The following is a 21,598-nucleotide window of genomic DNA, read 5'->3' on the forward strand; positions in this document are numbered from 1 at the left end:
AAATTCATTATATTTCATTTAATTATACTTTATTATAATCTAATGAAATTATAGTGCAAGGGAAATTTTTACAAAGGGTTGCTAAAAAAGTGGGTCCGTGTTACCGCAAAGTTAAAGTGGATCTCGCAGGAAAGAAAATTTTTGTACTCGGCCTCGAGGAACAGGCCCTCTCCCTGATTCGGTTTCTCGTTTCCCAAAAGGCCCATGTCACCGCCTTCGACAAGGTATCGGAAGCGGCCGCCCTTGAAAAAGTCCTTTAGGCCGCCGACCTTTATGGAACCACTCCCTTGTGGAAGGCGATCCTTGGCCATTTACGGGGGGGTTTTTCGTGAAAAAAAAGACGGGTCAGCTCCCCGCATGGGAGGAATTGCTCTCGGCACAAGCCGTTTTTCAATCTCGTTTTCCGGAATCCGTTCTTGTTGGCGGAACCGCCGCGGCGCTTCATGCCGGTCATCGCGTTTCGATGGATGCCGATCATGTTTTGCCCGATCTTAAAAAACGATTTGCCAAAATTTTGGCCCAAGTCGAAAAAGAAGCGGGTTGGAAAACAAGCCGGCATTTCGCCCGAAGAATTTAACAACCTCTGATTGTGTCCGGCTATAACTTCATGCCGACGGTCAACACCGCCCCGTTAAGGTTTGCCGTCGGGGCGAACCCTAGCGATAAGTTTCCGGTATCAACATCTTGATAAAGGCCTAATGTGCTGTTGGGATTATCGTGGATACTACCTGTTTCTTGTCCCCGAAGAAGTTGGATTTTTGCTTTGGCGGCATCAAGCTCGCTCTGTGAAGGGTAAACGAGGGCCCCGCTTATAAATGATCCTGCACTGGCAACGCTAAAGCTGGCACCCACGATTGGAATAGAAATGGGTGTTACGTCGTCACCAATCCAGTAGATCAGCAAAGCAGCAGCCGGTATGAGAAAGACTCCGCTTGCAACATAGAGAATCGTACCCGTTGTTTTGGCTCGCTCAAGTCCTGCGAGCTCTTGTTCAGCCTTGATAAGTTGAAGAGAAAATGTAAGCGACTGTCTACCGGAAGTAGCTTCGTCGTGCAAACCTGGGACGCTGTTCGTTTCAACGCAAGAACCTTCCTCACATACCCTTGTGCCCTTGCAATCCGTATCCTTAGTACATCCTTCTGCGGCTGCTAATCTTAAGCGAAACTCTGGAACTTCTGCTTCATGATTTGGGGGAACCCCCGCTGGAAAAAGGGTTGGTAAAGAAAGAGTAAGGGCCATATTTTGCCTCCTTTTTCAGCCTTCCTCGGCGGGGTTGATCAGAAGGTTGCGTAAAAAAGTTTAAAAAAGGGAATCTTTTGAACTTCAGGGGTGGAGGGGGGTTGGAAACAAGTCAATAAGTCAAGTCTGACCCCAAAGGTTTTTTACGTTTAAGAAGAAGGGGAGGGGATTTTTAAAGGGGGTCTTCTAGTGACTTAATCAGTTTCAAATTCATTGGTTGGGACGTTGTTATCCTCTGCCGTATCAGATAATTCACCAGCAAATTCACCGTCGCGTTCATGATCAATATCGACATCAATTGTATTCATATAGTGATCATCATCGACGATAGTGACAGGCTTTGAGTCCCCTCCCTCGACATCACCCCATGTATCTTCAGGAGTGTCCCATTCAGTATATTCGGTATACTTGGAAGTTGTTGGTTCGGCAAAGCGCAATTGGGCCTTGTCGTTGTGGACAACATCGTAGGTCTTGCCGTTAAATTCGATCAGGTCGGCGTTAATCCAATTTTTGTTGATATTTTCTGAGTCAAGGCTTCCCTTTTCGATAGTCGCTCCAGGGTAGAGTATCTTGAGCCCCTCAATAAGACTATCGCGGATCTGTTCTCTGCTTTCTATGTGCTCCTTATCTTTTTCAGTATTTCTTGAAATAACCCTTCCCGCCTCGCGAACCAGTCCTAGATCATAGGAATAGTCATCAGGATCGCTGGCAACATTGCCATTTTCTGATTGAATTCTGTCGTTAACACCATTTCGTTGGTCTTCTAATTCTCCGTTAAGCCGCTTGATGTCGGCCATCTCCGATTTAAACCCTTCTTTTAACTCAGCCAGGAAGAGGATCACTTTTTCAGTCGGAGGATTGGGAATATTTTTAAGGTCGATGTTCTGTTTTTGAGCCGCCTTCACGACTTCTTCGGGATCAACATCGGCCCACTCCGCCAGTTCCCTCGCCTTTTGGGGGAACTCTTTCGTGCCGTCATAATCCACTTTAACTTCGTCCAGCTTGCCGAGCAGTTCGTCCATTTTTTCAGGGTTCGGGTTTCTCCCCAGTTCGGCCAACAGAAGGTCCAGTTTACGGACCTTTTCCTCTTTCTCGTCATCAGAGAGGTTGGCATCGCCCTGGATTTCGGTCCTTAACTGGGCGATGTCTGCGGCGACGGTGGCGGCGGAAGGACCTTGGTCCTCCGTAGTTGCACCCTCTTCCCCGGCTGTTTCCGCTTCAAACGCAATATCCTCCATCCGTTCCTGGATCGCCGTCTGTCGGTCTTCCAGTTCCCGGATCTTGCCGTCCAGTTTGGCGGAGACCGCCTGGTAGACCGGGTTGTTGGAATCCAGACCGGCCGAGTCGAGACGATCCCGGAGCTGATGCAACTTATTCAATTCCTTTTCGACTTGTCTCTGTTCCTTTACCAGGCCTTTTTGTTCTTCATGCAAGGCCCGCGGGTCAGAAGGGGTCGGGTCGCTCCCCGGTTCCATCGGGGGGGGGAGGTCCCCGGGGGCCGAAACATCAAGACCATTGGCCCGCCCTGAAAGACGGTTGTTTAGGGAACCACTATCAACTCGAATCTGCCGACCGGCCACCGTCAGCTCATTTTTTCCCTTCCGTTCAGGGGCTGGCTGTGAGGTACCGGCAGTTCCCGTAACTCGAATCGAAGTCGGTTTGTTCACATTCATAGAGATACCCTTTTCACTTCTATTATCGGGCAACCGGATCAGCCCAGTTGCGCCGCAGGGTGTATTAAAAATCCTCCCACCCTCTCTAAAGCAAGAGACATGCCATGGTTAATAGATTGAATTTATTGTATTATTTTGACACTCCTGAGGTCTATGCCCCTCACTTTGGGGTTAGACCTCTCCCCTTAAGCTACTATCCTTAAAAAGGAGTGAGTAGCTATTAAATACGCTTAATATTTATTGACACTTATTTTTTATCATATATATTAATACTATGATAGAGCGTCAGTTAAAAGCTTGGTTGGGGGAGCAGGTACAGAATCCCCAAGTTGTTCAGATTCAGGGTTTGCGGCAGACCGGCAAGACCACCCTCATGGAACAGTTCCGTGAACAATTCCCCGGATCGCTCCATTATCCGCTCCAAAATTTGGTCATCTTGCAACGTTACCGTGGAGAACCGGAAAGATGGGTTCTCGAAATTGAGCAGGAGCTCTCAAAACGAGCGAAAGAGACCCCTGCTGTTTTGCCTGTTTTTGTTGATGAGGTTCAGAAGATACCGGCCTTCTATCAGGCCATTCAGGGTCTGTATGATGCGCACAAGGGAAGGATCAAGTTCTGGATATGGGGTTCCTCGGCACGGCCCATCAAGAGGAATGGGGCTGAAACACTGGCCGGGCGCGTTTTTACAAGAATTCTCTGGCCGTTTTCACAGTCTGAAGTTTTTCAGAAAGAAAGCGTTGTTTCCCATCTCGCCGCACCGGAGACCCTGTCCTCGTTGGGTAGTGCAGAACCGATCGGTTATTCGGAGTTTCTGACGCGGTTTTTTTCACAGAGCCTTCTCCCCGAACCTTATCTTGAAGAGGTCCGGGAAAAGTCCTTTGCCATCCTCGAATCGTACCAAAGCACCTACCTTGAAAATGAAATAAGACGTGAAAATCTGGTTCGGGATATCGGCCTCTTTCAAAGGTTCCTGGTATTGGCCGCTTCCGAAAACGGGAATAACGCCAATTATGCGGCACAGGCCAAAGTTTTGGGGATTAGTCCGCTCACAGTGCAAAATTACTACCATCTGCTGGAAGACACCTTTGTTTGCAGTCTGCTTCCGGCCTACAGCCAGTCTTTCAGGGTTCAGGTCGCTAAAAGCCCGCGCATTTGCTTTTCTGATGTGGGTCTCGCACGTTTTGTAGCTGGAGAACGAGGCCTCGTTCATGAGGGGACAGCCGCTTATGGCAAGATCTTCGAACCTTTCGTTGTCATGGAGGTTAAAAAACAGATAGACTATCATCAGCTTCCCTGGAAACTGTTTTACTTCAGAACAAAAACAGGGGTGGAGGTCGATCTTGTTGTGAAAGCGCCCGGTCAGACATTTGCCTGTGAAATAAAATCGGAGAAAAAAATCGGGCCGGGTGACTTCCGGGGTATTCAAAAATTGATGAATCTGGATCCAACCATTCAACATGGGATTGTTTTTTCGCTGGATCCTCGAATGGGACCGGTGGCCCCCCGTATTTATAATGTTCCTGTCTGGAATCTTTAAACCGGATCCCTTGGGTGAACCACCCTTGGGTGACTCACCCTTGACAAACCCCCCTTCGATCCCCCATGAAGAGGGGCGATGAAAAAGGCCCTGCCCGTTCTCATTTTCCTTCTTGTTGCCTCTATTCAATTAGAGGCCGCTGAATCCCGGCCGGCCTCCGGGGAAATCTCCACCCCCCCGCCGGAAGAGGCGATCCAGAAGATCCGTGAGGGGTATCAGAAACATGATTATCGAAAGGTTTCACGGTATTGCAAGGATTTGCCAAGTGGGAGGATTCCCTTTTATATCCAGATGATCTGTGCCGAGTCCCATGCGGCGGCGGGAGAGACGGAGGCGGCGATTCGCCTGTTGCAATCCCTCTTGAGGGAGGACCCGCCAGGTCTGGACCGCCTCAAGGCCCAGTACGACCTGGCCAACCTCTATTTCATGCAGGGGCGTTACGCCGAATCGCGAAAGGTCTTTGAGCAGGTTTTAGAAACGGCGACCGAGAGAGAGGAATGGGTCCGGAAGGCCCGCCAGAAGATTGTCCAGTTGCGGCAGAAGGAGGGGAAGTCGAAAGACCAAATTACCCTTCAACTCCTGGAGGTGGAAGAGAGGATTGAAAAGGGGATTGATCTGTATGCCACAAAAGGGGTTTTGAAGGAGATCCTCTCCCGGACGGAGCGGCGGCAACCCCAACAAAATGAACAGGCCAAAGAATTATTGGAACGATTGAAGGATAAAGAGAGCAGTCTGGTCACAAGCGAACTGGCCAATGTCCACCGGTTGTATCGTGAGGAAAAGAAGCTCGCTCAAGCGCGGGAGCTCCTGCAAAAACTGCTTTTGGCCCATCCGGATATGGAAGAACGGCCCCATGTGGAGGCACTTCTTGAAGAGGTGGAGCATGAAGAGGAAGCGGACCAGCTCGATTTGGCAAAAAAAGGCAAGAAAAGACGTTAGTCCTACAGCCTCCTTGTCCAGCTCTGAAGCCCTCGGAGCTGTTTGAGGAAATAGGAGAATTGGGAAGGGGTCAGTTGTTCTATTTCGAAAAGCAACCGGCCCACAATCGACTTGGAAACCGCCTTTGGAAAGTTGCTCGCCTTTTTCTTCAGAAGGGTCCTTTGGATGATTCGCCCCAGCGCTTTGAGAGATTCCCGGCTTTTGACGATATAATCCTCAGCCCCCAGTTTGATCACCTCTGCGGCGATCCGCTCATCTCCACGGCCGGTGATGATGATCAGCGGGATCTGAGGGGTCTCCTTTTTGATCCGTTTGACGAGCGTTGTGCCGGAGGTGTTGGAGAGCGAATAATCGGTCAGGATCAGGTCGTAGTCGGTCTTTGACCGTCTGGATTTCGATTTAGCCAGTTCCTGGAGCGCCATATTCAACGAGGCGACGGTCTTGATCAAGACCCCGGGGATCGATTCCTGGAGGGTTTTTTGGATGAGAGCGGCATGCTCGAGGTTGTCCTCGAGGAGGAGAATACGAACCGGGTTTCTGTTCTTAGGTGCCCTCATTCCAGGAAGAAAGGTATTTGGCCTGTTCCTCAGTCAGCCGGTCAATGGCAATCCCCATGCCGGCCAGTTTCAGGGCGGCGATCGCCTCATCAATCTCACGCGGGACGTTATAGACCTTTTTTTCTAGGGACTTGTAATTTTTGACGATATACTCGGCGGCCAGGGCCTGACCGGCAAAGCTCATATCCATGACGCTCGAAGGATGTCCCTCAGCGGCGGCCAGGTTGATCAGACGACCTTCCCCGAGGATATTGATCCGGCGCCCATCGGCCAGAAGATATTCGGTCACAAATTCCCGGATCTGTCTCCTCTGTCGGCTCATCTTTTCCAGCTCGGGAATTTCGATCTCGACGTTGAAATGGCCGGAGTTGGCCAGAATGACACCATCCTTCATTTTTTCAAAATGTTCTTTTCGGAGGACAGACTTGTTGCCGGTGACCGTGCAGAAAATATCACCGATCTTGGCGGCCTCTTCTATCGGGAGGACCCGGAACCCGTCCATGACCGCCTCGAGCGCCCGGAGGGGGTCAATCTCGGTGACGATCACCTGCGCCCCCAGTCCGCGGGCCCGCATCGCGACCCCCTTGCCGCACCAACCGTAACCACAGACGACAAAGTGACTGCCGGCGATCAGCCGGTTGGTGGCCCGGATGATCCCGTCTAGTGTGGACTGCCCGGTGCCGTAACGGTTATCGAAAAAATGCTTGGTCTGGGCGTCATTCACGGCAACGATCGGGTATTTCAGGACCCCTTCCTTCTCCATGCTCCGGAGGCGGATAACACCGGTGGTTGTCTCTTCGGTGCCTGCAAGGACTTCCTGCGCCAACCCCGCCCTTTTTTGGTGAATGGTTGAGACAAGATCGGCGCCGTCATCCATCGTGATGACCGGCCGGTGATCGAGACAGGATTCGATATGTTGATAATAGGTCTTGTTGTCTTCCCCCTTGATGGCGAAGGTGGGGATCTGGTCGTGGACCACCAGAGAAGAGGCAACGTCATCCTGGGTGGAGAGGGGGTTCGAGGCACAGAGGACAACCTCGGCGCCGCCGGATTTGAGCGTTTTCATCAAGGAGGCGGTTTCCGTCGTGACATGAAGGCAGGCGGCCAGACGGACACCGCGGAACGGTTTTTCCTTCTGGAACCGGGTTTCAATCTGCTTTAAGACCGGCATATTTTGCGCGGCCCATTCAATCCTCAATTTCCCCGATTCCGCGAGGGCCGGGTTTTTGATATCTGCCTTGGTCGTCATGAAAGGGCTCCTGTTCTCAGTTCCTTGCCGTTTTTAGGGAGGGTAAAGATCTTGGCGGTGCCGTTCTTCCCGCCGTTCTTTTTGTTGAGGCCGGCCAGGCTGGCTAATTCCGCGGCCCGGTCGGTCTTTTCCCAGGTGAACTCCGGCAAATTCCGGCCAAAGTGGCCGTAGGCCGCCGTTTTCTTATAAATCGGTCTTAAGAGATTCAATGTCTTGATAATCTGGGCCGGTTTTAGACTCCAGACCTTCAATGCCACCTCCGCCAGCTTTTCGTCCGGAAGGACCCCGGTTCCGAAACTGTTGATCATGAAAGAGACCGGTTCCGGATAACCGATGGCATAGGCGATCTGGACCTCGCAACGGTCGGCCAGCCTGGCCGCCACGATATTTTTGGCGATATAGCGGGCCATATAACAGGCGGAGCGATCCACCTTGGAGGGGTCCTTGCCCGAAAAGGCACCGCCGCCGTGACGTCCCCAGCCGCCGTAGGTGTCCACAATGATCTTTCGTCCCGTCAGGCCGCAGTCGCCATGGGGGCCGCCGACCACGAAGCGCCCCGTTGGGTTGATGAAATATTCGGTCTTGGCATCCAGCATGTTGGCCGGGCAGACCTTCTTGACGACTTCTTCAATGAGGGCTTCCTTGAGTGTTTTGTAGGAGACGTCGGGGTCATGTTGGGAAGAAAGGACCACCGCCTTGATTTTCTGCGGGCGGTCGTTTTCGTAGCGAACAGAAACCTGGGATTTCCCGTCCGGCCTCAAGAAGTTTAAGGTTTTTTTCTTGCGCACCTCAGCCAACCGTTGAGTCAGTTTGTGGGAAAGGGAGATCGGGAGAGGCATGAATTCAGGGGTCTCATTGGTTGCATAGCCGAACATCAACCCCTGGTCCCCGGCCCCTTGCTCCTTGAAGAGTCCTTCCCCCTCGGTGACCCCCTGAGAAATGTCGGGAGATTGTTTGCCGAGGGCGACGAGGACCGAACAGGAACGGGAATCGAAACCGTAGGAGGAATCGGTGTAACCGATCTCCTCTATCGTTTCGCGGGTGACTTTTTGATAATCAATAATGGCGTTGCTCGTGATTTCCCCGGCGAGCACGACAAGGCCGGTGGCCACCAGTGTCTCGCAGGCCACCCGGCTCTTGGGGTCCTCCTTAATAAGGGCGTCTAAAATACCGTCGGAGATCTGATCGGCGATTTTATCCGGATGCCCTTCGGTGACCGATTCGGAGGTAAAGACGAATTTTTGACTCATGGGAGACCCTTTCCTTTGAAGATTTGATTTGAGCCGGCGAATTATAGTGAATAGGGATTCCGAGTCAAGTGCGAAAAAGAGTTCTAGACAAATTGACAGTGGGCTTGCCGGATGTTAGCCTTCGCGCCCGCTATGATCGAACGGCGTCTTTTATATCTCCTGCTTGTCCTGGTTTTTCTGTTGCTCCTGATGGGGGGACTTGTCCACAACACCGGTTCATCGCTCGCCTGTCCCGATTGGCCGCTTTGTTACGGCAGTCTCCTGCCGGAGATGACTGGAGGCATTGCGATTGAACACAGCCACCGGCTCGTGGCCACCGCTGTCGGCCTGATGACCGTTATCCTGGCCCTTTTGATCTGGAAGAGAAGAAAAGGGGATAGAGAATTGCGGCAGATGGCGATGGCCGCTGTTGTCCTGGTCGTGGTGCAAGGTCTCCTGGGAGGAATCACCGTTCTTTACCAACTGCCTCCTCTCGTTTCTATCAGTCACCTCGCTATCTCAATCGTCTTTTTTTCGCTGTTGGTGGTGATGGGGTGGAAAACTAAAGATCCCCTCCCTCGATGGGAGGGGATGAAGGGGAGGGTGGTCACGGGGTCACCCTCTCCCTTACCCTCCCCCCTCGAAGGGGGAGGGAGGATTCAACTCTACCTCCTCATCACCACAGGTTTGGTTTATCTCCAGATCCTCCTGGGTGCCGTTGTTCGACACGGCGGCCTCGGGATTGTTTGTCCGGATCTCCCTTTTTGCTATGGCAAAATCTGGCCGGAAGGGTCACTGTATCAGGGACACATGGCACACCGGTTTGGCGGGATTATTATCGCCCTTTTTGTCTTGGCGATTCCGTTTGTCCTACGTAGGGGCAACCGGCCGGTCACCCCTACCGGTGGAATCATCCGTTGGTTCATCTTTGCAGGAATTATTTTGGTTCTTATTCAGATCATTTTGGGGGCGGCCTGCATCCTGACCGTTTTGGGGGTGGCGTCGGTAACGGCGCATCTGGGGGTGGCGGTTCTCTTGATGGGGACAATGGTCTCCCTGGTTTGTCTGACGAGTAGGGGGCGTCCGCCTCAGGCGGACGCCCCCTACTGAGGAAATCTTATGACCGAACGAGCCCTCTCCTGGACCGATACCGCCATTGACTTCCTGGCCCTGGTCAAGCCTCGTGTGACGGCCTTGGTGATGGCGACAACGGCCGGTGGCCTCTGGTTGACGCCCGGGCCTGTTGAACTCCAGCTCCTTTTTTATACGCTTTTCGGCACAGTTCTTCTTGTTGGGGCGGCGAACACCTTTAATATGTACCTCGAGAGGGACATCGATGCCCTGATGAAGAGGACGCGCGACCGGCCGTTGCCAGCCAAAAGGATGGCCCCCGAAAACGCCTTTGTCTTTGGTCTTGTCCTGGCCGGGATTGCGGTGGTGATCCTGACCCTGAAGGTCAACTCCCTGACAGCCCTGCTGGGGGTTTTGGCCTTTGTGAGCTACGTTCTTTTCTATACACCCCTGAAGCAAAAGACGACGCTCTCCCTACTCATTGGGGCGGTGCCGGGGGCGATGCCCCCCTTAATGGGATGGACGGCAGGAATCGGCTCGCTGGATCTCCCGGGCCTTTTACTTTTTGGCCTCTTGTTTTGCTGGCAGGTCCCCCATTTCCTGGCGATCGCCCTCTTTCACAAGGAGGAATATGCCAGGGCCGGGATTAAGATCCTCCCTTTGGAAAAGGGAGAGACGGCGACCAAGCACTGCATGGTCCGTTATCTGGCTCTTTTAATTCCGGTCTCCCTTTTCCTTGTTCCGTTGGGGATTGCCGGGAAACTCTATTTCTGGACGGCGGTTGTCCTGAACGGTATTTTCTTTCTCTGGGGTTGCTATGGCCTGAGAAAGTCAGCCGGGGTCCGGTGGGCCCGGAGTTTTTTTGTCACTTCGATCATTTACCTGCCGGTTCTTCTCTTTGTTCTCGCCCTTGACAGTATCCATTGATGGGCCTGGATCAAACAGGGTATTATTTGGCCTCCCTGAACGCCTTTCTGAACGGGAGTTCCGCCGTTTTGCTTTTTACCGGCTGGATGGCTGTTCGCAAAAAAAATGTTTCACTCCATCGAAAATGTATGGTGACGGCGTTTCTTATTTCAATTTTATTTCTTGTCTCCTATCTCACCCGTTTTTACCTGACAGGGACCCACCGGTTTGCCGGGAGTGGACTGCTTCGCACTGTTTATTTAACAATTCTCTTGACGCACACGACATTGGCGGCGACCGTTCCGTTTCTTGCCGTTCGCACACTCTTTCTGGCTCTTAAGGGAAGATTGGAAACCCACAAAAAGTGGGCGAGGGTGACCTTCCCGATCTGGATCTATGTCTCGGTAACGGGGGTGGTTGTCTATCTCATGCTCTATTGGCGGAAATAATCAGCACGAGCCCCATCAATCCGGCCGCCAGATAATAAGGAGAGCTGTGCCAGTGGTCGTAGAGGAGACCGGCAAAGACAGGGCCGATAACGCGTCCAAGACTCGTACTCGCCTGGAAGGTCCCCATGACGGCGCCGCGTACCTGCGGCAAGGCCTTTTTTGAAACGAGACTCAACAAGGATGGCTGGCTGATTCCTCTCCCCAGAGAGGCGAAGAGAAGCGGGATGATCAGCAGAAGGATTGAAGGAGCGCTGGGGATCAGGAGAAAGGCGATCGCCAGGATCGAGGTGCCCACCAGGAGCAGTTTTTGTTCGCCAAACCGGTGGGTTAACCGACGGATCAGACCCCCTTGCACGGCAATCATGACCAAGGCCATCAGGGCCAATAACCACCCGACCTGTTTTGCGCTATAGGCAAATCGATCCATCATGAAAAAGGCGAATGTCGATTCCAGTTGGGTGATGGATAGGGTGAAGATAAAATAAATGAGGCACATTCGGGCCACCGAGCGATCGGCAAGAACCGCTGTCTTGATGACCGCTTCCTCTTTTGGATTATGCCGTGCCGGTTCCCTCAGGTACCGGGAAGCATAGACCATATTGATCACGGAGAGCCCCGCCGCGGTGAGGATCGGGATATGGTAGCCGTAGGGCGAAAGGATCCCGCCCAGCATCGGGCCGAGGAGGAAACCGATGCCAAAGGCGGCGCCAATCAGCCCCATCCCTTTGGAACGGTTTTCATCGGTGGTGATGTCAGTGACAGTGGCCGAGGCGACACTGATATTGGCGGCGAAAACACCAGAGAGTAAACGACCGAGGAATATCACCGTCAGCGAATGAGCCAGACCGAGAAGAACCAGCGAAAGACAGGACCCCGCTATGGTCAGGATCAGCGTCGGCTTTCTGCCAAAACGGTCCGAGAATCGGCCCCAGACCGGTGAAAAAAGAAACTGCATGGCTGAATAGGAGGTGAGGAGGAGCCCCAGGACAGCGGCATTCGCCCCGTACTGTTCGGCGTAAAAAGGTAAAATCGGCATGACGATCCCGAAACCGACAAGATCGAGGGCCACGACACTAAAAAGGATGAAAAGAGAGCGATCCTTTGACATGGGCCCGCCCTCATACTTCATTGACAGGTTGTTCGTCCACTGTTATTAGGGGACGATGCAACTGGCTGTCGCCAAGAAGAGTGATTCGCTCAAGAGCGATTCGCCCGAAGGAAAACGGGAAGAACTGGGGCAGGCGAGGGACAGTTTTATTGAGAGTGTTGGCAAGATCACGGCCAACATGCTCGGGATGGTTTCCAAGGTGGGGGGTCAGATTTATGCCCTGCTTTTCCTTTCGCGACAGCCGCTTTCCCTCGATGAGATTTCCGACATCCTCAAACTCTCCAAGGGGAATGTGAGCGTCAACATCCGGCTTTTGGAAGAAACGAAACTGGTTCGCAAGGTCTGGGTGAAAGGTTCCCGCAGGGATTACTATGAGGCCCACCGGGATTACCCCCGCCAGTTTTTAAAGGGGTTTTTCGACCGTGTCCGGGGGGGGATCGAGGACTCCATCCGTTTGTTGCACCGGTGTCACAACCAGTTTGAAAAAGCCTCCGGTCAGCTGACCGGGCCGGATCTGGAAGACGGCCGGTTTATGGTCCAGCAGCTGGCCCTGCTCGCCTCTTTCTATGAGGCGGCCGGAGGGATGTTTGACGATTTCTACCAGGGGCGTTCTGTCGATACCGATCTCCTCCGTCGCGTCATCCTGGAATAGTTTCATGACAAAGCCGATCGTTGCCATCACCAATGACCTCTTCTTTTGGGCCAAGATCAAGACTATTGGAGAGGAACGGAAGATCCCCGTCCTGCAGCAGACCGATTTTCGCAAGGCCTATTCCTGCGTTAGTGCCAAGAGACCTTCCGCAGTCTTCCTGGATCTGGAGGCCCCGTATCTGGACCCGCTCGGAACCATCCTCTCCCTGAAGAGGGACCCCCTGACAACAAGGGTCCCGATTGTCGGCTATCACGGTTCCTCCAACCGGGACCTGTCCCAGAAGGCCAAAAATCTCGGGTGTGATCAGGTGATGACACGCCACGATTTTTCCCAGAAACTCCCGGAACTGATGGGGACCCAGGGTGCCTCTTCGGGACAGACGATTGCCTTTTTTGATGTGGATCGGACCTTGATTAGCGGCTACAGCGGTTTTTACGTCTCTCTGGAGTTGATTCGCCGCCGGGTCATGAAAAAGAGGCGGCTTCCCCTGGCCCTCTTTTACCAGCTGACGAGCCGGTTTCAACACGACAATGTGAAAAAAATGTATGAGACCGCCTGTGGTGACATGGCCGGTTTCGGGATCGACCAGATCATGGAGATCGGTCGCGACTGTTTTGAAAAATCGATCCGCCCCCGTTTTTACAGGGAGGCCCTGGAGGTGGTGGAGGAACACAAAAGAAACGGGCGAATGATTGTTTTGCTGACCTCCGGTCCAACCATGGTCGTTCATTTTCTGGCGGATTATCTTGGTGTTGATCAGGTCTATGGTTCCGGTCCGCTCGTTGTCAAAGGGGTCCTGGAGCCAGAGGTCGGGGAACCGATCTGCTACAGTGAGGGAAAGGTCATCTTTGCGGAGCAGGTGGAAAGGGAACAGGGGGTTTCTTTGAGGCACTGTTATTATTATACAGATGACATCACGGACAAGCCTTTGCTGGAGAAAGTCGGTTTTCCAAGTGTGGTCAATCCCAGGAGAAATCTTGCGAAGATAGCCAAAAAAAGAGGCTGGCCGATCTTGCGTTGGTCGGAAGTCGTCGGGGAGGATGCATGACATCGTCACGAGCGCTTCGACTCCTTTGGTTTTTCGGCATGGCATTGTGCCTGGTTGCGGGTTGTTCCGTTTCCCCCTCCGAAGAAACGGCTCGTCGCTTTGTGGATGTCTACTACCTCCAAATTGATCTCGAAGAGGCCCAAGGGGTCACGGAGGGCCTTGCCCGTGAAAAGATAGAGGGGGAGATCCGGCTCAAGACAGGGCAGACGATTGCGGCGGATACCCGAAAACCAAAGATGAGTTATAAAAAGGCCGGGCACCAGATGGATGGGGAAGGGGAGGTCTATTTTTTTGAGTTGCGTATCCAACCAAAGGATTTCCCGGAGATTCAAAGAAAATTACGGATCGTTGTGAGAAAGGGAGAAAAATCGTGGAAGGTCACACAATTCTCGGAGGGGTGATTCACCCGAGGGTGAGTCACCCCAGGGTGGTTCACCCTGGGGCCGTCCGCCGCTCCAATTTTTATCTCTCCCTCTTTTTTCTTCCGCCGCGGAAACGAAAGGCGATGACCGCCATTTATTCCTTTGCACGGCTTGTGGATGATATCGTTGACGAAGAGGGAGAGAGGGAAGAAAAAGAACGCGAACTCCAGTTCTGGAGAGAGGAGATCAAAAGGTGCCTGGAGGGGGCCGCCCAAACACCGCTGGGACGGGAACTCTCCCTTGTCATTCAGGGTCACCAGCTTTCAGAAGTCTATTTTCAGGAGCTGATCAATGGGGTGGCGATGGACCTCTCCCGGGACCGTTATGCCACCTTCGAGGAACTTTGCGGTTACTGCTACGGTGTTGCTGGCACCGTTGGATCGATTTGTATGGAGCTCTTTGGGCTGAGGCATGAACGGGCCATGGAGTATGCTAAGACCCTGGGGCGGGCCTTTCAATTGACGAATATTCTACGGGACATTATTGCCGATCTGGAACAAAATCGGGTTTATCTGCCGCAGGAGGATTTGAGGCGATTCGGTGTGACGGAAGAGGATCTCCGAGGTCATCGCGATAGCGATGCCTTTCGGACCCTGATCGGTTTTGAGGTTCAAAGGGCCTTCGCCTGTTTTCAACAGGTCCAGGGGCTCCTGACGCCGGAAGAAAAAAGAAAAATTGTCGCCGCCGACGTGATGGGGGCGGTTTATTCCAGGATCTTGCGGGAGATTGCCAAATCCCCTTCCCGTATTTTCAGGGAAAAAGTTTCTCTGGACCCGGTTACCAAACTTTCACTCGCCCTGCAAACCTGGTTTAAGAACCAGTTTACGCAAAAGGGAAGGGGACCAGAAGAGAAATAGGGAGAGCAGTGCGACGGTATAAACCTCTCGTCGTGTCACCTTCTGCCCCTCGGGCAGGCGCAATGTTTTAAACCCGAGGAGGAGAGGAATCAGACAAACTCCCCTCAACCGGACCGACCAGAAAGGGATCTCCTGAATGTAGAGCCATCCCGATTCAAGGAGGTCTCTCGCCTGTTTCAGGTAGACAGCCTGGGATTCTAAGGGGTTGAGGTAGTTGCGGCCCCGTTCCTGATCCCGGTGTTGATCCCTCAGGATGTTCACCCACTGCAACCCCTTGCCAAACCGGATCCCCAGATCGGCCATTCGCCCCAAGTCCCATTTTTTGAGGGAGTTAAAATGGGAAACCAGGACCCGGGTCCAAAATTTTCCGACAACACCGGCAACATAATAGGTGTATTGGTCCAGTTCCCGAGGATTGAGAGATCGTTTTGCCGAATGGCCCTGACCGAAAATTTTTAAATCCATCACCATCCCCAAGGTGAGTTCCAGCACGAGGTCCTTGAGGAGTTGCTGATCGGCCGGGGGGAGTGATTCTAAAAGGGAGAAACAGGCGGAAAGGTTGGCCACCAACTTTTCTTCGTCCGGCAGGCCTCCTCCGGTAACAATTTTTGTGCTGATCTCGCTTAATTCCTGGGTATCGTTTTCCTCGATGAACTGTTTCCGGTAAAGGCTTAATATTTTCAGCCGCTCCTCGGCGGGGATCAGGTCGGTATCGGCAATCGTGTCTGCCGCCCGGCAGAAGAGATACCCGAGCCCCATGGTGTGACGGATTTTTTTGGGGAGGAAGATGAGGCTGAGATAGATCGACCGCGAAACTCCTTTAAGGATTTTTTTGAGGTTGCACCCTTTCTGAACCCAGAAATTCATCTCTGCAAAATAGGACAGGATCCTCAAAGGGGCAAGAAATATATTGAAGGGAACGAGTCAATGGGGTATTAAGCCGCATGCCCAAGATTTACACTAAAACCGGGGATCAGGGAGAGACGGGGCTCTTTGGCGGTCGGCGTGTTTCCAAGGATCATCCCCGCATTGAGGCCTACGGCACGGTTGATGAGCTCAACAGTTTTATCGGACTGGTCCGGGACTTCGATCCTCGCCTGGAAACGGTGCAAAATCATCTCTTTGACCTGGGTGCCTCTCTGGCCGCGCCGGCCGATCAAAAGACAAAGGGTGCTTCACCCAAGGGTGATTCACCCAAGGCGGAAAAAAAGGCGGCTCCTGTGGGAGGGACGGAGATCTGTTTTTTGGAGGGCTGGATCGATGAAGTTGAGGGGAAACTCTCCCCGCTAAAAAATTTCATCCTTCCGGGAGGGACCGTGACGGCGGTTCGCTTTCATCTGGCACGGTCGGTTTGCCGCCGGGCGGAGAGACGGGTGATTTCCCTTAAAGAGAAGGAAGGTGTTTTGCCGGAAATTATCGTCTATTTGAACCGGTTGTCCGACCTGTTGTTTGTCCTGGCCCGGGAGGCCAACCGAAGAGAAGAGGTGGCCGATATTCCCTGGACCAAAAGAGGAGTTTGAGTGATGCTACGCGGTCAGAAGGTTCCGATGACTCCGGATGGTTTTAGGAAATTGCAGGAGGAGTTGAAACAGCTCAAGGCGGTGGAACGACCTAAAGCGGTGCAAGATATTGAAAACGCCCGCTCCCATGGGGATCTTTCGGAGAATGCCGAGTATGATGCCGCTAAGGAAAGACAGGCACTGCTCTCCAAAAGAATCGCCGAGGTGGAAGACACACTCTCCCGCGCGCAGGTGATCGACCCTTCCAAGATGGATCATGAAAAAATTGTTTTTGGGGCCAGTGTCCGGCTTCTCGATACGGAATCGGGGGAAGAGATCAATTACCAGATTGTCGGCGCCACCGAATCCAATATCAAGGCGGGAAAGATTTCCATTGAATCCCCGATTGCCAAATCACTCATCGGCAAGGGGGAAGAGGATGTCGTCAAGGTCACGACGCCGCGAGGGACAAAGGAATTTGAGATCCTTAAAATCCGTTATGGATAAAAAACCAAAGGGTGCTTCACCCAAGGGTGTGCCACCCAAGGGTGTGCCACCCAAGGGTGTGCCACCCAAGGCAATCCTCTTTGATTTTGACGGTGTCCTGGTCGATAACGAACCGATCCACCTCAAAATGTTCCAAAAAGTCCTGGCTGAAGAAGGCGTCCGGCTGACCCGGCAGGATTATTACACGAAATATCTGGGGATGGACGACAAAGGTTGCTTTTCGGCTGTTCTGAAAGCGGCGGGCCGGCCGACATCCGTTGCTTATCTTCATCTGCTGACCCGGAGGAAGACCCGTTGCTATAAGGAGTTTGTCGCGAAACACCTCAAATTCTTGCCGGGGGTCAAAGAATTTATCCAGGAGGCTTCAAAGAATTCTTGTTTGGGGATTGTCTCCGGGGCCCTTCGCGAAGAGATTTTGCTGATCCTTGGCCTCGGGGGGCTGAAAAAATATTTTTCAGTGATTGTCAGCGCAGAAGATGTCAAAAATGGCAAACCGAACCCGGAAGGGTACCTGCTGGGATTAAAAAAACTCTCTGCCTTTCACAAAGAAAAGATTTTCCCCCGTGAAACGTTGGTCGTGGAAGACTCCCTATGGGGGATCGAAGCGGCCCACCGCGCCGGGATAAAATGCCTCGCTGTCACCACCTCGTACCCGGCCAGCCAACTCAAAAAAGCGGATTGGGTCGTCAAGGAACTTTCCCAATTTTTAATTTAAAAAGGGATTGTTGGCCTTTTCAAGGCCGACGGTTGTCTTGGGGCCGTGCCCCGGGATGATGACCGTTTCTTCCGGGAGGATCAGCAGTTTCTTCTTGATCGACCGGATCTCCTGATCGTAATCCCCTTTCCATAAGTCAGTCCGGCCGATGCTTCCGGCAAACAGGGTGTCGCCGGCGAGCAGAAGAGGGGTCTTGCCCCCTTTGGGGAAATGAAAGGCACAGCTTCCCGGGGTGTGACCCGGTGTGTGGATCACCTCTCCCTGAACTTTTCCCGCCTGGAGGGCTTGCCCCTCGGTCAAGTATTCATCCACCGGCACCGGCCTCATGGTTTTGGTCGGTGGAAGACCAAGGTAGGAAGCCTGCTCGGCGATCTTTTCGTAGAGAAAAAGATCTTCTTTGTGGATCAGGACACGGGCATTGGTCTCCCTTTGCAGTTCGGTGGTGGCCCCGATATGGTCGATATGGGTATGGGTGTGGAGGATCGATCGGACCAGGAGTCCCTGTTTTTTGATGATTTTTAGAATTTTCTCAACAGCGTCACCGGGATCGATCACGATCGCCTCTTTGGTCGCCGGATCCCCAAGGATGATGCAGTTACACTGAAAAAGACCGACAGGGATTACTTTGAGGATCATTTTTCTCTTACAACACAATTCTTTTTTATTGACAAGGCGGCCCGGCCTCTGTAGAAGAATTTTAAATTTACTGAGTGTTTTCAATGGTTTAGAACGTTTAGAACAACCGAAATAACATAAAGGAGTCTCAAGATGGCTGTCGCCTACAACGAGCTAGAGAAGATGCAACAAGAAGCGTTGCGGGGTGATTCACCCAGGGGTGAACTCCACTCCCGACCCCTGGAAACAGGGCTGACCCCCCGTAAATACCTTGAACTGGTCTTGAGCCGAACCGCCAAGGTGGCGTGGTATCTGACCCAGTTTGTTAACACCTTAATCGGCGAGGGTCTGTCTTTTCAGGCCAAGTGGATGCCGGCACCGGCTGTGAAGAGCCGGGAAAAGACATTTCCCCAACTCGGATGGCCGCGAAAGACCGACTCGCTCTGTCCCAAGTGTGTTAAGGAGGTGCGGGAGGCGATCATTGCCGGGCATCAGGACTATACGGCCCTGATCCACTCGAAGCCGGGCGAGATCAAGGCGGCCATTGTTGAGAAGGATGGGAAGATCCTGATGGTCAAGGATTGTCCCAAGCATGGCCACTTTGAAGATGTCATGTCGATCGATCCGGAATTCCTGGCAAGGATTGAAAAACTCTACCCAGGGCGGGATTTTAAATCGCCGAAGACAAACCTGCGCAATCATGGGAGCTCCTCGATCCAATACGGGAGAGGGGCTGTTCTGACCGTTGACCTCACCAATCGGTGCAACATGATGTGTGACCCCTGCTTTATGGATGCCAATCAGGTCGGTTATGTCCACGAGCTCTCCTGGGAAGAAGTGCAACAGATTCTGGATAATTCCCTGCAGATCAAACCTCGGCGCCAGATGAGCGTTCAGTTCTCCGGCGGCGAGCCGACCCTTTCCCCCTACTTTCTGGATGCGATCCGGTATGCCAAACAGATCGGCTATTTTTCAGTGCAGGCGGCGACCAATGGGATCCGCTTTGCCGAGGATCCTGATTTTGCCAAAGCGGCCTATGAGGCCGGGATGCGCATCGCCTATCTCCAATTCGACGGCGTTGGCAACCTGAGCAATCAGCATCGCAAGATTTCGAACCTCTTTGATGTCAAGCTGAGGGCTATCAACAATCTGGCAGCCGCAGGGATTGATGTCGTCCTCGTGATCACACTGGTCAATACGGTGAATAATGACCAGGTGGGGCCGATCATTGATTTCGCTATCCAGAATTCGGATAAAATCACCTTCTGTTCCTTTCAGCCGGTTTCCTTCACCGGACGTGATGAAGATGTGGATGATGAGACAAGAACAAAACAGCGCTATACCCTCTCCCATCTGGCCCATGATGTGAAGAAGCAGACCGGTATTTCAGAACCTTTGAGGGACTGGCTTCCCCTTTCAGCGATCGGTCCCTTTTCGGACGTTGCCGATCTGATGAGAGGGCCGGAGAAGGAATGGGGGAGTCTCAAGTGTGGTTGTCATCCCAATTGCGGCATCGGGATGGGGCTTTTGGTCAACAAGAAGACCAAGGAGTGGTTGCCCCTTTCCCAATTCATGGATCTCCCCCAATTGATCAAGGATTTCGAGAAAATCCATGACAACGCCCGTGGCAGCTTCTGGACAAAGACCCAAGTGGCGATGTCGATCCTCCGGAACTACGATCCGATCAAATCACCCAAAAAACTGACCCTGAAAGATCTTCTCAAGAAGATTGACAAGCAGAGCGGCGGCACGGTCGGCGGCGGCGATTATGGTGTCGGGGCGGAGAGAAAGAAAGACACCTGGCTCTTCATGTTCATCGCGGGGATGTGGTTTCAGGATCTCTTCAACTATGACTTCCGCCGGACGGAGATGTGCATTATTCCGTATGCCACCCAGCTGGGGGAGGTTTCCTTCTGTGCCTATAATACCGGTGTCGGCTGGAGGAACATTATTGAAAACATGTTCAAGAACGCATCAGTCGCCCAGTGGTACAAGGAAAAGGGGCGGCATACAGTCTACGCCGGCAACCGGCCAATGTCGATTCCCTCCTGGGAGCATGATGTCTGGGTTCCCGAGGATGCGGATACCAACATCAAAAAACTTCCGGTGTATCCTCACTAGTTTTTTCGCGGCGGAAAGAGTTCATCCCACCAGGCGAGAAACCTGAAGGAAGGGTAGGTGGGCGGGTCGAGCCTCCGGATGATGTAAAACATCCGGTACAAAGCGGTCAGGTTCGTCATCACGGCAATTAATACCAGAACCCCGACAGTTACAAAATCAACGTGGACGTTGATGAAGGGAGAAAGGAAATAGGCCAGGATCGGGCTGAAGACCGAACCGACCCCCAGGTAGACAATCCTCTCGGCCCTCTGCATGATGCCGCCGCGGCACTCAACCCCGACCCCCTCACCCCGGGCACGGGTATAAGAAACCATCATGGAGCCGACAAGGCCAAGAATGACAACAGGCAGGAGCCAGCTGTCCTTATAAAAACCGGCCAGCCCCAAAAAGACAACCGCCTCCCCGAAACGGTCCATCACCGAATCAAAAAAGGCCCCCGATTTGGATTCCCTGCCGGTTAACCGGGCAATTCTTCCATCGATAATGTCACAGGTCGCCCCGAAGATCATGGTCCAGCCGCCGAGTCCCAGCATCCCCTTGTAGAAAAAATAGGCTGAAACGGCTGAAAGAAGGAAACCACAAACCGTGAAAAAATTGGGTGTCAGGTGGAGTTTCACCGCTCCCCTTTCAAACGGCCCGATGAACCAATACCACCATTCCTTGAGAAACCGGCTCAAGAAACGGGAATGGGCCTTGCGGTCGACATCTTCACTGTTCCGAACCCTTTTCTCATAAGTGAGTCCGAAAAAGAGAATGGTGAGCATGAGTGTTACGTTAAAGGCCAGCAACGGCCCGAGAGAGAGCCAGAGAGGATTGCTATTTTTCAAGGCAGTGATTTGGAGGATTTTTTCCAGCATTTGAGGTTTGAAAAATGCCTTAAAGTTATCATTGTGTCAACGGGTTTGCGAGTTACCCTTCGACTTGGCTCAGGGTGTCCGGACATGGTGAGTTCAGTCGAACCATGCGACTTGACGTTATTGTTTTCTTTTGTTACTGGATTGCTCAAGTTTGATGGAAAACATTTTAAGAATCATCACCCAGCCGGATAATATTGCGATCCTTGTGATGTTGATTGCCGTTATCGCCTGTACGGTTGTTGCCTTCAGAGAAGCGATGATCAACGATCGATTCATCAAAAAAGGGGAGAAGGAAAAAATCTACGAAAGAATGACCCGCTGATGCGCTTGTTTTCTTTCAAATTCCCG

The 21,598-nt window shown here is 52.6% G+C and carries 25 protein-coding genes; 16 read left to right on the top strand and 9 right to left on the bottom strand.

Annotation, left to right across the window (positions count from 1 at the left end):
• The first annotated feature begins 116 nt into the window (after positions 1-116).
• A complete protein-coding gene (locus HYS22_01135) occupies positions 117-260 on the top strand; it encodes a hypothetical protein (GenBank protein MBI1908762.1) in 144 nt (47 codons plus the stop codon).
• A 68-nt stretch (positions 261-328) separates the two neighbouring features.
• Positions 329-577, top strand: a complete 249-nt coding sequence (locus HYS22_01140; GenBank protein ID MBI1908763.1) for a hypothetical protein — start codon at positions 329-331, stop codon at positions 575-577.
• A 20-nt stretch (positions 578-597) separates the two neighbouring features.
• Here the strand turns inward: HYS22_01140 and HYS22_01145 are convergent, their stop codons facing one another.
• Together HYS22_01145 and HYS22_01150 are read right to left on the bottom strand one after the other, a co-directional pair.
• Positions 598-1,239, bottom strand: coding sequence for a hypothetical protein (locus HYS22_01145; GenBank protein ID MBI1908764.1), 642 nt, complete (start codon positions 1,237-1,239; stop codon positions 598-600).
• Positions 1,240-1,433: 194 nt separating this feature from the next.
• Positions 1,434-2,912 carry a hypothetical protein gene (locus HYS22_01150; GenBank protein ID MBI1908765.1) on the bottom strand — a complete coding sequence of 493 codons (1,479 nt, stop codon included), beginning with the start codon at positions 2,910-2,912 and terminating at the stop codon, positions 1,434-1,436.
• A gap of 274 nt (positions 2,913-3,186) precedes the next feature.
• On the opposite strand from HYS22_01150, the gene HYS22_01155 reads away from it, so the two are divergent.
• A complete protein-coding gene (locus HYS22_01155; protein MBI1908766.1) occupies positions 3,187-4,449 on the top strand; it encodes an ATP-binding protein in 1,263 nt (420 codons plus the stop codon).
• A 78-nt stretch (positions 4,450-4,527) separates the two neighbouring features.
• A complete protein-coding gene (locus HYS22_01160; GenBank protein ID MBI1908767.1) occupies positions 4,528-5,388 on the top strand; it encodes a tetratricopeptide repeat protein in 861 nt (286 codons plus the stop codon).
• Between the two features lie 2 nt (positions 5,389-5,390).
• Here HYS22_01160 and HYS22_01165 read toward each other — a convergent pair whose 3' ends face one another.
• From HYS22_01165 to HYS22_01175, 3 genes are read right to left on the bottom strand one after another with little or no spacing between them, the layout of a single operon-like run.
• Positions 5,391-5,945, bottom strand: coding sequence for a response regulator (locus tag HYS22_01165; GenBank protein ID MBI1908768.1), 555 nt, complete (start codon positions 5,943-5,945; stop codon positions 5,391-5,393).
• Positions 5,932-7,194 (bottom strand): adenosylhomocysteinase, encoded by a 1,263-nt coding sequence (locus tag HYS22_01170; GenBank protein ID MBI1908769.1) that lies wholly within the window; start codon positions 7,192-7,194, stop codon positions 5,932-5,934. The genes HYS22_01165 and HYS22_01170 overlap by 14 nt, the downstream gene beginning before the upstream one ends.
• Positions 7,191-8,444 carry a methionine adenosyltransferase gene (locus HYS22_01175; GenBank protein MBI1908770.1) on the bottom strand — a complete coding sequence of 418 codons (1,254 nt, stop codon included), beginning with the start codon at positions 8,442-8,444 and terminating at the stop codon, positions 7,191-7,193. Before HYS22_01175 ends, HYS22_01170 begins: the two co-directional genes overlap by 4 nt.
• Positions 8,445-8,576: 132 nt before the next feature.
• On the opposite strand from HYS22_01175, the gene HYS22_01180 reads away from it, so the two are divergent.
• The 3 genes from HYS22_01180 to HYS22_01190 are packed head-to-tail and all read left to right on the top strand — an operon-like array spanning position 8,577 to position 10,849.
• Entirely contained in the window at positions 8,577-9,533 is a 957-nt protein-coding gene (locus HYS22_01180) for a heme A synthase (GenBank protein MBI1908771.1), read from the top strand.
• Positions 9,534-9,542: 9 nt separating this feature from the next.
• Entirely contained in the window at positions 9,543-10,421 is an 879-nt protein-coding gene (cyoE, locus tag HYS22_01185) for a protoheme IX farnesyltransferase (protein ID MBI1908772.1), read from the top strand.
• Positions 10,421-10,849, top strand: coding sequence for a DUF420 domain-containing protein (locus HYS22_01190; protein MBI1908773.1), 429 nt, complete (start codon positions 10,421-10,423; stop codon positions 10,847-10,849). Before cyoE ends, HYS22_01190 begins: the two co-directional genes overlap by 1 nt.
• Here HYS22_01190 and HYS22_01195 read toward each other — a convergent pair.
• The gene (locus HYS22_01195; protein ID MBI1908774.1) at positions 10,827-11,957 is read right to left on the bottom strand and encodes an MFS transporter; all 1,131 of its coding nucleotides are present in this window, start codon (positions 11,955-11,957) and stop codon (positions 10,827-10,829) included. The two genes, HYS22_01190 and HYS22_01195, sit on opposite strands and share 23 nt — an antisense overlap.
• Before the next feature lie 55 nt (positions 11,958-12,012).
• Here HYS22_01195 and HYS22_01200 point away from each other — a divergent pair, with 55 nt between their 5' ends.
• From HYS22_01200 to hpnD, 4 genes are read left to right on the top strand one after another with little or no spacing between them, the layout of a single operon-like run.
• Entirely contained in the window at positions 12,013-12,609 is a 597-nt protein-coding gene (locus HYS22_01200) for a MarR family transcriptional regulator (GenBank protein ID MBI1908775.1), read from the top strand.
• A 4-nt stretch (positions 12,610-12,613) separates the two neighbouring features.
• Entirely contained in the window at positions 12,614-13,657 is a 1,044-nt protein-coding gene (locus HYS22_01205) for an HAD-IB family hydrolase (protein ID MBI1908776.1), read from the top strand.
• A complete protein-coding gene (locus tag HYS22_01210; protein ID MBI1908777.1) occupies positions 13,654-14,058 on the top strand; it encodes a hypothetical protein in 405 nt (134 codons plus the stop codon). The genes HYS22_01205 and HYS22_01210 overlap by 4 nt, the downstream gene beginning before the upstream one ends.
• Positions 14,028-14,936 carry a presqualene diphosphate synthase HpnD gene (gene hpnD / locus HYS22_01215; protein MBI1908778.1) on the top strand — a complete coding sequence of 303 codons (909 nt, stop codon included), beginning with the start codon at positions 14,028-14,030 and terminating at the stop codon, positions 14,934-14,936. Before HYS22_01210 ends, hpnD begins: the two co-directional genes overlap by 31 nt.
• On the opposite strand, the gene HYS22_01220 is transcribed toward hpnD, so the two are convergent.
• The gene (locus HYS22_01220) at positions 14,868-15,803 is read right to left on the bottom strand and encodes a squalene/phytoene synthase family protein (GenBank protein ID MBI1908779.1); all 936 of its coding nucleotides are present in this window, start codon (positions 15,801-15,803) and stop codon (positions 14,868-14,870) included. The two genes, hpnD and HYS22_01220, sit on opposite strands and share 69 nt — an antisense overlap.
• A 77-nt stretch (positions 15,804-15,880) precedes the next feature.
• On the opposite strand from HYS22_01220, the gene HYS22_01225 reads away from it, so the two are divergent.
• The 3 genes from HYS22_01225 to HYS22_01235 are packed head-to-tail and all read left to right on the top strand — an operon-like array spanning position 15,881 to position 17,657.
• Positions 15,881-16,456 (top strand): cob(I)yrinic acid a,c-diamide adenosyltransferase, encoded by a 576-nt coding sequence (locus HYS22_01225; GenBank protein ID MBI1908780.1) that lies wholly within the window; start codon positions 15,881-15,883, stop codon positions 16,454-16,456.
• A 27-nt stretch (positions 16,457-16,483) separates the two neighbouring features.
• Positions 16,484-16,942, top strand: coding sequence for a transcription elongation factor GreA (gene greA, locus HYS22_01230; protein ID MBI1908781.1), 459 nt, complete (start codon positions 16,484-16,486; stop codon positions 16,940-16,942).
• Positions 16,935-17,657 carry an HAD family phosphatase gene (locus HYS22_01235; protein MBI1908782.1) on the top strand — a complete coding sequence of 241 codons (723 nt, stop codon included), beginning with the start codon at positions 16,935-16,937 and terminating at the stop codon, positions 17,655-17,657. The genes greA and HYS22_01235 overlap by 8 nt, the downstream gene beginning before the upstream one ends.
• Here the strand turns inward: HYS22_01235 and HYS22_01240 are convergent.
• Positions 17,649-18,293 (bottom strand): MBL fold metallo-hydrolase, encoded by a 645-nt coding sequence (locus HYS22_01240; GenBank protein MBI1908783.1) that lies wholly within the window; start codon positions 18,291-18,293, stop codon positions 17,649-17,651. The genes HYS22_01235 and HYS22_01240 overlap by 9 nt on opposite strands.
• 162 nt (positions 18,294-18,455) lie before the next feature.
• On the opposite strand from HYS22_01240, the gene HYS22_01245 reads away from it, so the two are divergent.
• Complete coding sequence (locus tag HYS22_01245) at positions 18,456-20,393, top strand: radical SAM protein (GenBank protein ID MBI1908784.1); 1,938 nt, start codon at positions 18,456-18,458, stop codon at positions 20,391-20,393.
• On the opposite strand, the gene HYS22_01250 is transcribed toward HYS22_01245, so the two are convergent.
• Positions 20,390-21,250, bottom strand: a complete 861-nt coding sequence (locus tag HYS22_01250) for a CDP-alcohol phosphatidyltransferase family protein (protein MBI1908785.1) — start codon at positions 21,248-21,250, stop codon at positions 20,390-20,392. The genes HYS22_01245 and HYS22_01250 overlap by 4 nt on opposite strands.
• 151 nt (positions 21,251-21,401) lie before the next feature.
• Here HYS22_01250 and HYS22_01255 point away from each other — a divergent pair, with 151 nt between their 5' ends.
• Complete coding sequence (locus HYS22_01255; protein ID MBI1908786.1) at positions 21,402-21,572, top strand: hypothetical protein; 171 nt, start codon at positions 21,402-21,404, stop codon at positions 21,570-21,572.
• Positions 21,573-21,598 lie beyond the last annotated feature (26 nt).

Source organism: Deltaproteobacteria bacterium (assembly GCA_016177765.1).
Lineage (GTDB): Bacteria > UBA10199 > UBA10199 > JACPAL01 > JACOUP01 > JACOUP01.